Source organism: Paenibacillus sp. EB106-05-06-XG162, assembly GCF_058791655.1.
On the sequence record NZ_JBYTDT010000006.1, the window covers coordinates 54,179 to 66,550 of the forward strand.

Annotated in this window: 10 protein-coding genes; 9 read left to right on the forward strand and 1 reads right to left on the reverse strand. The window is 46.5% G+C overall.

From position 1 onward, the window contains the following. The first annotated feature begins 5 nt into the window (after nt 1-5). The 9 genes from AC3WU2_RS14985 to AC3WU2_RS15025 all read left to right on the forward strand — a co-directional run bounded on the left by AC3WU2_RS14985 (nt 6) and on the right by AC3WU2_RS15025 (nt 11,945). On the forward strand, nt 6-1,715 hold the full coding sequence (locus tag AC3WU2_RS14985) for a proline--tRNA ligase (protein ID WP_492455427.1): 1,710 nt from the start codon (nt 6-8) through the stop codon (nt 1,713-1,715). 16 nt (nt 1,716-1,731) lie between these two features. Continuing rightward, nucleotides 1,732-2,826, forward strand: a complete 1,095-nt coding sequence (locus AC3WU2_RS14990) for a winged helix DNA-binding domain-containing protein (RefSeq protein ID WP_492455429.1) — start codon at nt 1,732-1,734, stop codon at nt 2,824-2,826. Between the two features lie 87 nt (nt 2,827-2,913). Further along, nucleotides 2,914-4,848, forward strand: a complete 1,935-nt coding sequence (locus tag AC3WU2_RS14995) for an ATP-dependent DNA helicase (RefSeq protein WP_492455431.1) — start codon at nt 2,914-2,916, stop codon at nt 4,846-4,848. After that, entirely contained in the window at nt 4,845-5,141 is a 297-nt protein-coding gene (locus tag AC3WU2_RS15000) for a DUF6509 family protein (RefSeq protein ID WP_018758173.1), read from the forward strand. The genes AC3WU2_RS14995 and AC3WU2_RS15000 overlap by 4 nt, the downstream gene beginning before the upstream one ends. Nucleotides 5,142-5,277: 136 nt before the next feature. Next, nucleotides 5,278-6,645 carry an MATE family efflux transporter gene (locus AC3WU2_RS15005; protein WP_492455434.1) on the forward strand — a complete coding sequence of 456 codons (1,368 nt, stop codon included), beginning with the start codon at nt 5,278-5,280 and terminating at the stop codon, nt 6,643-6,645. 146 nt (nt 6,646-6,791) lie between these two features. Next, nucleotides 6,792-7,628 (forward strand): helix-turn-helix domain-containing protein, encoded by an 837-nt coding sequence (locus AC3WU2_RS15010; protein ID WP_492455436.1) that lies wholly within the window; start codon nt 6,792-6,794, stop codon nt 7,626-7,628. Nucleotides 7,629-7,769: 141 nt separating this feature from the next. Further along, nucleotides 7,770-9,287, forward strand: coding sequence for a HEAT repeat domain-containing protein (locus AC3WU2_RS15015; protein WP_492455439.1), 1,518 nt, complete (start codon nt 7,770-7,772; stop codon nt 9,285-9,287). A gap of 137 nt (nt 9,288-9,424) precedes the next feature. Continuing rightward, complete coding sequence (locus tag AC3WU2_RS15020; RefSeq protein ID WP_492455441.1) at nt 9,425-10,639, forward strand: GNAT family N-acetyltransferase; 1,215 nt, start codon at nt 9,425-9,427, stop codon at nt 10,637-10,639. Between the two features lie 64 nt (nt 10,640-10,703). Next, entirely contained in the window at nt 10,704-11,945 is a 1,242-nt protein-coding gene (locus tag AC3WU2_RS15025) for an aminopeptidase (RefSeq protein ID WP_492455443.1), read from the forward strand. Between the two features lie 76 nt (nt 11,946-12,021). Here AC3WU2_RS15025 and AC3WU2_RS15030 read toward each other — a convergent pair whose 3' ends face one another. Then, entirely contained in the window at nt 12,022-12,123 is a 102-nt protein-coding gene (locus AC3WU2_RS15030; RefSeq protein WP_492455445.1) for a YjcZ family sporulation protein, read from the reverse strand. Nucleotides 12,124-12,372 lie beyond the last annotated feature (249 nt).

Consider the following 12,372-nt stretch of genomic DNA (forward strand, 5'->3'; position numbering starts at 1 on the left):
ATACGATGCGTCAAAGTCAATTATTCTCACCTACCCTGCGAGAGGCACCATCGGACGCAGATGCGATCAGTCATCAGCTTTTGCTTCGAGCAGGCATGATTCGCACGTTAGCTGCAGGAATCTATAGTTATTTGCCGTTAGGAAGGAGGGTGCTGCGGAATATTGAGAACATTATTCGCGAGGAGTTAGACGTAGTAGGTGCTCAAGAAATGCTCATGCCTTCGATGCAGCCAACGGAGCTCTGGAAGGAATCTGGACGGTATTCAATCTATGGACCTGAACTCATCCGTCTTCACGATCGTCATCAGCGTGAATTCGCACTTGGTCCTACCCATGAGGAGGTCGTCACCACCATTGTACGCAATGAGATCAACACGTATCGTAAGCTGCCTCTTATCGTGTATCAGATTCAGACGAAATTTCGGGATGAACGAAGACCTCGATTCGGGTTGCTGCGTGGTCGAGAATTTCTGATGAAAGACGCATACTCTTTCGATACAGACATGGCAGGTCTCGATCGGTCCTATCAAATCATGTCTCAAGCCTATCATCGGATCTTCAACCGTCTCGGCCTTCATGTCAGAGCGGTAGAAGCAGATGCAGGCGCGATTGGCGGAGATGGCGGTACGCATGAGTTCATGGCACTGGCGGACATTGGAGAAGATACAATAGTGTCTTGTGATTGTTGTGAATATGCGGCGAATTTGGAGAAAGCGGTGGCTAGACTCTCAAGTGAACAGACGGGAAATAATATTAATAATACTCGGATTCTCGATATGCCTGAGCGATTCTATACCCCTAGCATTCATACGATCGACCAATTAGTGCAGCTGCTGAATCTCAACCCGAAGCACCTGATCAAGACGTTAATATATCGTATAGGCGATCATGTCATTGCTGCGTTGGTACGCGGTGATCATGAGGTCAATGAAATCAAGCTCATGAATGCGCTTGGCGTCGAACAACTCGAATTGGCCGATGCAGCTACCGTTGAACGTATCACTGGGGCGCCAGTCGGATTCGCAGGACCACTCGGTCTTGCCGTACCGGTCTATGTTGATCATGCTGTAGCACGGATGGAAGAGGCTATTGTGGGAGGGAATGAACAAGATTATCACATCCGATATGTACGACCAGGGCGTGATTTTGACATGAATACCGTATTGGATTTGCGGAATGTTGTTGAAGGAGATGCATGTCCGCATTGTGATCAAGGTAGATTGCAGTTCAGCCGTGGAATTGAAGTCGGGCAAGTCTTTAAGCTTGGAACACGATATAGCGAGAAGATGAGAGCAGCTTTCTTAGATGCATCCGGACGCGAACAGACGATGGTTATGGGATGTTATGGGATTGGCGTGTCGAGAATATTGTCGGCCGTCGTTGAACAACAGCATGATGAGCATGGAATATGCTGGCCAGAAGCAATTGCTCCATTTCATGTACACCTTATTCCAGTGTCATTGCAGGATACCAGTCAAGCGGAATTGACGGATTCCTTATATCAACGTTTGCGAGCTAACGGTGTCGAAGTACTGCTCGATGATCGCGAGGAACGACCAGGCATTAAATTCAAAGATTCGGACTTGATTGGGATACCGTATCGTATTGTTGTCGGAAAGCAAGCAGCCGAAGGAAAGGTTGAACTGAAGCAGCGCAACAAGAAGGATGCCGAAGTGGTGACATTCGAAGAAGTTATCGTGCGAATGAATGCATAGAAAGAGGAGGTAATCCATGGTTCAAATGTTAAATAAACGAGCCTTAAACCGCTCATTACTCGCGCGCCAGCTATTATTAGAGCGTGCTGATATGCCCGTCTACAATGCGATTGAACATTTAGTAGGTATGCAATCACAGGTGCCGAATCCACCTTATTTCGGATTATGGTCACGCCTACGAGAATTTCAACCAGACGATTTATCGGCATTAATCTTGTCTCGACGTGTCGTACGCATTAGTCTGATGCGCTCCACGATTCACCTTGTGACAGATCAAGATTGTCTCACGTTTAGACCTATGCTTCAACCTGTGATGGATCGTGGTCTTCAGGGCTCTTATGGGCGACAGTTACAGGGAGCTGATCTCGAGGAGGTCGCTGTATCTGGTCGAAAGCTGGTAGAAGAGCATCCTCGAACATTCGCTGAATTAGGCAAACTCCTACAGTTGCAGTGGCCTGATCATAATGCTGCTGCGCTAGCCAATGCCGTTCGGAATAAGGTTCCGCTTGTCCAAATTCCGCCGCGGGGTCTCTGGGGGAAGAGCGGGAGTGCGACGCATACGACAATCGAAGCATGGCTTGGTCAAGCGCTCACTACCACCACGAGCCCTGATGCAATGATTCTGAGGTACCTTGCTGCCTTCGGCCCGGCAACGGTGCAGGATATGCAGACATGGAGCGGGTTAACGAAGCTTCGTGAGGCCATAGATCGTCTATTGCCTCAGCTGCTGACGTTTCAAAATGAAGAAGGACATATACTCTATGATTTACCAGATGCACCTCGTCCGTCAGCGGATACGCAAGCGCCCGTTCGATTCCTTGGTGAGTTCGATAATATGCTGCTATCTTTCGCGGATCGAAGTCGGATCATGGCTGATGAATATCGTACCCGTGTATTTACCGATAATGGTATCATTCGGTCGACAATTCTAATTGACGGGTTCGTTCAAGGTCTATGGAAAATCGAGAACAAGAAGAAACAAGCAGTGTTAACGATTGAACCTTTTGCTCCGCTGGAACTGGATATACGACAAGCATTGATGGAGGAAGGGACAAGGCTGCTATCTTTTACAGCGCCGGATACGACTTTCCGGGAAATACAAGGGATTTGAAGCACACAGATCGGTATTTTTAGTGTATAGTAGTAGGATGTGTTTTTTGTGAAGTATTTTTCTTAATGATTTGGAGGCAAAATTCGATTGACTACGTACCCATTTGCATTTAACCCCGGAGAGTCTTTCATGAAACAAGCTGGTGATTGGATCGCGGATGTATTCTATGAGATTTTACCGGAAGCCGGCTTTGAAATCCGGGACGAACAGATCTATATGGCGTTTCAGCTGGAACGGGCCTATAGTGAGAAGCAGACGATTTTCGCTGAAGCGGGTGTTGGAACCGGCAAGACGCTCGTCTACCTGCTCTATGCGATCAGTTACGCAAGATATACGCGGAAACCTGCGGTTATTGCATGTGCTGATGAGTCCTTAATCGAACAATTGGTCAAGCCGGAAGGAGATATCGCCAAGCTTGCTCGCTATTTGGACCTCACGATCGATGCGAGATTGAGTAAATCCCCGACACAATATATTTGCCTGAATAAACTCGATGAAGCCAAGTCAGGATTTGAGGATGCAGAGAGCTACCAAACGATTTATCAAGATCTGCCGGATTTTGTTCATTTCCCGGACACGATGCAAGCGTTCCACCCATACGGCAACCGGAAGGAATTTCCGCATCTATCGGATGAGCAATGGGGGAGAATAGGCTGGGATGTGTTCCAAGACTGTCTTGTCTGCCATCAGCGTCATCGATGCGGTCAGACATTATCTAGAGATCATTATCGAAAATCGACGGATCTCATTATTTGCTCCCATGATTTCTATATGGAACATGTATGGACATATGAAGCAAGGAAGCGTGAAGGGCAACTGCCGCTCCTTCCGGAGCATAGTTCCGTTGTTTTTGATGAGGGACATCTCTTGGAGACGGCTGCACAGAATGCGCTCACGTACAAGTTGAAGCATAATTTATTTGAAAGTCTTGTCGTAAGATTGCTGGAGGGCGAAGTCAGAGAATCTCTAGCGGTAGCAGTAGAAGAAGCGATTATGCAGAGCGAGTTATTATTCGACATGATTGATCGTAATAGTCGTCAAGTTCCAGCTTCGGACCGGCGAGAAATCATGCTAACAGATACGTTGATGCAGGAAGTGAAACGATTCCGTGATCGCATTGCCGTCATTGAAGAAGAGTTGGTGTTCGAGAGCGGCATGTTCTCCCTCGATGATTATCAGCTAAAGATTGTCGAAGAGCATCTGGAGATGATCCAAATTGCACTTGCGCTATTCGAACAACCGAACCAACTGATTACTTGGGTCACGAAGGATGAAGACGGGATCACGCTCATTATTATGCCGAAGACCGTGAAGGAAATTTTGAGTGAACGTGTATTTGCGAAGAAGATGCCCGTTATTTTCTCCTCAGCAACATTATCAGTTGATGGATCCTTCGATTATATGGCGAACAGTCTTGGAATTCATGACTTTTTATCATTCTCCGTGCCTTCGCCTTATGATTATGAAGATCAAATGCGAAGTCAACTGATATTGGATGATCCAGCTGCGGATAAAATGGATCAAATCCGCCGACTTCTTGAACAATCGGAAGGACGGGCATTGATCTTGTTCCCATCGCAGGAGGAATTGCTGGCGTTCAGACACAGGCAGGCGCAGACACCAGGGCTTCTCGGTTACCGATTTTTATATGAAGGCTCTGCAGAGATTAGTCATGTGATTGCAGACTTTGAGCGTGATGAACAGAGTGTACTCTGCGCAGTTACGCTCTGGGAAGGATTGGATATCCCGGGTCCCTCTTTATCACATGTCATCATCTGGTCCTTGCCATTCCCACCGAATGACCCTGTATTTACAGCGAGAAGAAAGGATGCAGCGGATCCGATGGAAGAAGTGGATATGCCATATATGCTGCTCCGTCTGAGACAGGGGATCGGACGATTGATTCGCTCGAGGGATGATCGAGGGATCGTGACGATATTTGGTAAAGAGCTGCACCAAGCATCGATCCGATCGAGAATCGAAGTATTATTACCACAGCCATTAGAGGGGATACAAGTATGATTAACATAACAGCATTTGAAGTGGAATTGATTAAGGATCCATTTGGGATTTTGTCAGGAACACGCTATGAATTTAAGCTTGATATTGATGTTCCTGAAGATGACGAGCTGTGGTCTGAGAACGGTCTTTACATTCGCGTGATCTATGTTGTCGAAGAGAACCGGACAGGCATCGTGAAATATGAGCTTTATGAGAAGACGACCGGACAGTATTTAGATATGGACCTTGAAGAGGATGAGGTCGCAGCGGTTGATGCTTTCTGTCAGGCGAATTATGGAGAATCGTCAGAGTAAGAAGAGGATATGAATACGATAAAGTCTGGGCCCGCAATCCTGCGTGGTTCAGGCTTTTTCTAATTACTAGTTTCTTTTTAGATATATAGCTATTACACTGGGTAAGGAGAAAGAGAGAAAGGTTGATCAGCACATCATGATACAGACATTTACAATGAATCAGAAATTGAAGCAGGTCGTTATGATTCTGCTTCCAATCCTAGTAACACAGGTTGCCCTGCAATGTATGAGTTTCTTCGATACGGTCATGTCAGGTAATTTCAATAAGGAAAATTTGGCTGGGGTGGCCGTCGCCGTAAGTTATTGGGTGCCTGTATATACGGGGTTGACGGGAATATTCCTTGCGGTAACACCCATTGTTGCTCAGAATATGGGTGCAGGGAATCGATCTAGAATCGCCTCAAGTGTGACACAAGCTGCGTATTTATCGGTTGTTTTCGGGGTTGCTGTAATCATCTTAGGTATTTTTGCTGTGGACCCGTTGATTAACATGATGCACTTGGAATCCGAAGTGGATCGCGTCGCGAAATCATTTCTCAAGGCGATTGGGATTGGGGTTGTCCCATTATTCGTGTACACCGTTATCCGTGCAACCATCGATGGCCTCGGCATGACTCGAGTGACCATGTTTATTACGTTGTTGTCATTCCCGGTGAACGTGCTGCTAAATTACTTGTTCATTTTCGGTAATTTCGGTTTTCCTCGACTAGGGGGTGTTGGATCTGGCGTGGCAACCGCAATCACTTATATTGTCCTCTTGATCGTTGCTCTATTCTTTGTGAAACGGAATGCTACCATGCGAGAGCTGGCTTTATTCTCACGGTTGGAGCGCGTTCGATTCGCTGAGTGGCTAGAAATCCTTCGCATTGGCGTGCCGATTGGATTATCGATTTTTCTAGAAGTGGGCGTATTCTCGATGGTGACGCTGCTTATGAGCGGTTATGATACGGTTACGATTGCTTCCCATCAATCTGCACTTAATTTCGCTTCACTCTTGTATATGCTCCCTCTGAGCATTGCGATGTCACTAACCATCCTTGTCGGATATGAAGTTGGTGCGAAGCGGTACAAGGATGCCAAGCAATATGCAAGAATTGGAATGGTCTCTGCCGTATCGCTTGCTGTGATATGTGCCGTGTTCCTAGTCATCTTCCGAGTGAAAATTGCAGGGCTATATTCCCATGATCCGGTCGTGATTGCAATGACGGAGTCCTTCTTAGTCTATGCTCTGTTCTTCCAACTATCGGATGCGATTGCAGCACCGATTCAGGGGGCGCTGCGTGGATACAAGGATGTGAATAGTGTATTTATAATTGCTCTAGTATCCTATTGGGTTATTGGCCTTCCCGTAGGAATGGCGCTTGCGAAGCTGACAACACTTGAGGCTTATGGATACTGGGTTGGCCTGATCACGGGTCTTGCTGTCGGGGCGATTGCACTATTCTGGCGACTTGGTGTCATTGAACGCAGTGTGCGAGTCAAAAATGTCCGAATTGAACAATAGGTTGATATCGGCAGGAGTCATCATGACTGCTGCCTTCTTAGGAATGATAATGGCTTATGGGAGATGAATCCATTGACGACCTGGAATTTAGTAAAGACGCATTGTCACCTGTTAGCAACCGAATCCTCGACATGGGAGCGAGGATCGTGAAATCAACCAAACAATTGTCGCGACTTCGCAATGTGATTGCGAATGTGCAAGTTCATCTGTCCGTCGCAGCGCATACGAAGGTAGATCACGGATGGCGCTCTATCAACTACGTACCTGACTTTAACCGCTTCTACTATATACTCGAAGGGGAAGGCCAACTGACGATAGACGGGATTACGTACCGACCGAAGCCTGGTCAATTATTCGTTATGCCCGCAGGGGTTCGGCAATCGTATAGCGTCGTGAACGAGAATACGTTCAGTAAATATTGGTGTCATTTTACCGCCCAAATCGGAGATATGGACTTATTCAAGCTGCTCAAGCTGCCGCATTTTATCGATGTGTCGAATCACGACCATCTTATTCAGCTGTTCCAACGGTTGATTCATTATCAAGAGAGTAAGGATTTCACGGCGATCATTATGCAGCGTTCTGTCCTACTGGAGATTGTAAGCGTCTTCCTCGAGGGTTCCTTACAAGGTCAATACGAACATCAATTGCATTATGATGCGAATCATCGGATGCACAAAATCCAAACTGTCCTGAAGTATATCGATCAGCATCTGGATCAGAACATAACCGTGCAGGAGATGGCGGAACTGGTACATTTCCACCCGAATTATTTTATCCGCTATTTCAATGAAATGATGGGGGTTACGCCGATTCAGTATGTTCACCAGATGAAGATGGAGAAGGCGAAATATATGCTAACGGCAACCGATGATTCGGTCTCCGAGATCTCTCGGGCCCTAGGTATGGAGCTATGTTTCTTCTCACGGGTATTCAAGAAACATACCGGTCTTCCTCCCTCGGGTTATCGTAAAATGTTTTGATTGATTTGACGAAAAATAGGTTAATATTGTGCAAATTCATGTGAACATTAGCTATGTTATCCGATGTCGTTCATGTTTAGAATAAGGGTAGATTTTTCGAAGAGTCCCAATCCTGACCAGGAGAAATGAGGAGGTCTACACATGAGCATGAACGAACCGCAATTATTAACCGATGAACAGATGAGACAGTTTATTACAGAAGGGTATTTACTGCTTCAGACTGATTTCTCGTCCGAGTTCCACCAACAGTTGCTTGAGCAATTGAATTACGTGTATAACCATGAAGGAAACCCCGGTAATAACCTGCTGCCTCGTGTTCGCGAGTTACAGAAAGTGATCGATCATCCGATCATTACTGGAGCCCTCACGAGTGTACTAGGACCGGATTATATGCTTCATGCACATCATCACGGCCATTTCAATAACTCGCCGCAACCTGGCGGATGGCACAAAGACAGTTACTTCGGCTATGGACGTATTCGCAATCACCACCCATGGTGGGCGATGATCATGTACTTCCCGCAAGATACACCAGTAGAGCTGGGGCCTACAGGTGTCATGCCGGGAACTCAGAACTACGCTACGAGAGTGTTCGAGCAAGATGAGAGCGAATCTGAAGCAAAAGCGAGTGGAGGTGCTGGTACCTTTGCACTGATTGCTTATGATATCTGGCATCGTTCAACGGCGAACATCTTAGGTAAAGAGCGTTATATGCTGAAGTTCGAATTTATGCGTACGCAGAGTCCAACCGTACCAAGCTGGGATCATCAACAACCTGAATGGGTTACACCAGCAGCATTCTCGGCACCGATTCACCCGCATGAGTGCATTTGGCAGGAGACTTGGAACTGGATGCGTGGTGAAGTTGGAAGCAGTGCATCAGCAGCTGCATCCCAGGTAGGCGAAGTGTCCAATCTGCTCGAACAATTGAACAGCAGCTCGAACGAGGAGCGGGTTACAGCAGCAGATCAGCTCGGGCTTCTACGGAGCAATAGCTCGGCAGATGAAGTGGTGACTGCTTTAGCTAAGGCGTTGGAAGATGCTTACGAACCCGTTGCATTGAATGCAGCTTATGCCTTAGCACGGTATGGAGATCATGGCATCCAAGCGCTGCTCGAAGGGTTGCGTCATGAGGATCGTATCGTATCTTTGTCCGCTGCCTATGGTCTTTCCGTTGCTGGAGCGGGTGCAGTTGAAGGATTAACCGAAGCTTTGGACAGTGATCGTGAGGAGACCGTGACTCGTGCGATATTTGCTCTAGGTGAACTGCGAGAGATTGCATCGGACAGCGTGCCACTCTTGATTGGACAGCTTCGTCATCCGTCCGCGAATGTTCGCATTAGTGTGGTTGAAGCATTAGGGAATATTGGACAGCCGCATGACATTATTGTTCAAGCTCTAGCGCGTTGCCTCAAAGATTCTGATACGCAAGTGCGCTTTATGACAGGTCTATCCCTTGCAAAATTAGGGAAATCGGCTGAGGAGGCCGTGCCATCACTTATCGAGGCGCTGGATGATGAGAACCGGTATGTCAGAGCGCATGCTGCAGAAGCGTTGTACTATATAGGAACGGAGAAGGCCGAACGTGCGCTGATCCATTTCCTCAAAATTGCACGCTGGTGCCCCTCCACGACACCTGCGAGCACATTCTATCCATAAACAACAGGATGCCGGAGCGATTCATTCGCCCGGCTTTTTTCTTGTTCAATTTGGTGGGCAATGAGCATAAAAGCGATGCCCTGTGACACACTAGGTAGGAAATAAATGTATCCATGCTATGGTTAAAGGGGCTAGCCATGAAGAAATCCGACTTACAAGATCAATTGGTGATGCGTCAAGTGGATGTATCAGAGATGGAGCAATTCTATGACTTGCTAAATTATGTATTTCAGATCACGAATCATGATATCCAAGAAATCGGAAGCGAGTTCTTGAAGGAACAGAAACGACCGTTGTTAAGCTTATGCGAGGTCATCGGATGGTTCGATCAAGATAAGCTGGTCTCCCAATTAATGATCTATCCATTCCACGTGAATATACACGGGGTGATCTACGCGATGGGAGGTATTACAGGGGTAGGGACGTATCCAGAATATGCAGGTCACGGATTAATCCATACGTTGATGAGAGAAGCGCTGCGTCGGATGAAGGAGATGGGACAGTGCGTCTCCTATCTCTATCCTTACTCTATTCCGTTCTACCGGAAGCAAGGGTGGGAGATTATTTCCGATCGCATCAAATATAAAATACGAGACACGCAGCTTCCGAAGTTATTTGACGTTCCAGGACGAACAGCACGAGTGGATTGGGATCATCCTGACAAAGAGCGCATCTATGAGTTATTCTCCGCACGAACCCATGCCGCGATGATCCGCGGGCATCTCGCTTGGGATGAACGCTTCCGTTGGGAACGACATGAACTATCGCTCGCGATTTATTATAACGAGGACAAACTGCCCTCGGGATACCTCTGTTACAAAGTGGAAGAAGAAATGTTCCATGTACGAGAGATGGTCTATCTAGACAACGAGGCGCATCAAGGATTATGGAATTTTATCCATGCGCATTTTTCCATGGTTTATCATGTGAAAGGCACAATCTATACCAATGAGCAGCTTGCTTTTTACTTTCATGATGGAGAGATCGAGCAGCGGATCAGCCCGAATTATATGGCGCGAATCGTGGACGTTGAACAATTCCTTATGAAGTACGCATTTCATCAAACGGCTCATTGTGAGCTCGCCCTCCGGATACAAGATCCGATGGCAGATTGGAATCAAGGAACCTTCTTCGTACGTATTGAGGCGGGGCGAGTAATTTCATTTCAACAGGATGAGAATCGCAATGCAGATGTGGAGATGGATATTCAGACGTTCACAACAATGATGTTCAGTTATCGGAGTCCCGCGTATCTTCATAGTATCGACAGAATTCATGCGTCACGACAATGGATTGACCAATTGGAACAGATTATCCCTGATGCGCAGCCTTGGTTCGCAGATTATTTTTAATGACAGAATTCTTAATGCATTGATATAATGCGTGATGAGAATGATGTTGTGGGGGAAGGTACCATTGGATCGATTTGAGCAGCAATTATACAAATACGCAGACCTACTGATTAAAGTCGGCGTAAACTTACAACCAGGTCAAGTGTTGTACTTAGAATCTCCTCTTGAGACCCCTGAATTTACACGCATTGTCGTCCGTAAAGCTTATGAGGCTGGGGCGAAGTTCGTACAAGTCGTTTGGGTCGATGAGACGATATCCAGAATTCGGTTCGAGTCTGCGCCAGACGATTCGTTTACATACTACCCGCAGTGGACTGCTTCGACGATGGAGCAGTTATGTGAATCAGGAGGTGCGCTGCTTAGCTTGTTGGCAGATGATCCTGACCTGCTGAATGGGATCGATTCCGGTAAAATCTCAACGGCTGCCAAGGCAGCATCGATGGCAAGACAGAAATTCCGCAGCTATATTCGTACGAACAAAATAAGCTGGTGCCTGGCCAATGTTCCAACGCAAGCATGGGCAGACAAAGTGTTCGCTGATCTTACGGAATCAGATCGTGTGCAGGCGTTATGGGATATACTCTTCAAGATCAATCGGATTGATCACGATGATCCCGTTGCTTCCTGGCAGAATCATATTCAATCCCTTCAGAATTTGTCGGGGTTATTGAACGAGAAACGTTATAAGAAACTCCATTACAAAGGTCCGGGGACGGCGTTAACGGTAGAGCTCGTACGGGATCATGTATGGGTTGGAGGCGGTGGATGGAATCAGGATGGCGTCTATTTTGTCGCGAATATGCCGACGGAAGAAGTATTCACGATGCCGCACAGATCAGGTACGAACGGCTATGTATCCAGCACGATGCCACTCAATTATAACGGAGGACTTATTGACGGATTTACATTAACCTTCAAAGATGGCCAAGTGGTTGATTACACAGCCAAAGTCGGCTATGAATCTTTGAAAGAATTGCTTGAGAGTGATGAAGGTGCTAAATTCTTGGGAGAAGTCGCACTTGTTCCACAGGACTCGCCAATTTCGAACTTGAATCGCGTTTTCTACGATACAGGCCTTGATGAGAATGCATCATGTCACTTGGCCATTGGCAGTGCATATCCATTTAATGTTCAAGAAGGGACACAATTGTCCAAAGAGGAACTCGAAGCACGCGGTGCGAATATGAGTATGACACATGTTGACTTCATGATCGGATCCACATCACTCGATATCGATGGCGAACTTGCAGATGGGATCATGAAACCTCTATTCCGGCAAGGCAACTGGGTGATCGCAACAGCATAAACATGACAAGAAGACCATGAGAGCCTCATTCGACTCAGCATGGTCTTCTTGCGTGAAGAGGGCTATCCAGACATTCTTATATGAACGCGCGGGTAACAATTACGAGCAGAATGAACAATACGAGGATTGTTCCAGTGCTAGTAAACAAGCCAAATCCACCTCTTTCTATTTCTCCCATGTTCCTCCCCCTCTCCTAGAAGATTTTGTGCTACATGGTATAGTATGATAAAAAAATAGGAAATGATTGGACAAATTGCCGCACTTATATAGGGTTAACGCATAAGATGAGAGGAATCGGATCAATTTTGAGAATTATACTTTCATATAACAAGTTATTGACTTTTGCTTATGATGTTAGGTATGATTAATCCAAGTTAATATTTCGGCGATGATCAAAGACATGATCTTCAATACGGGCTGTCAGAGA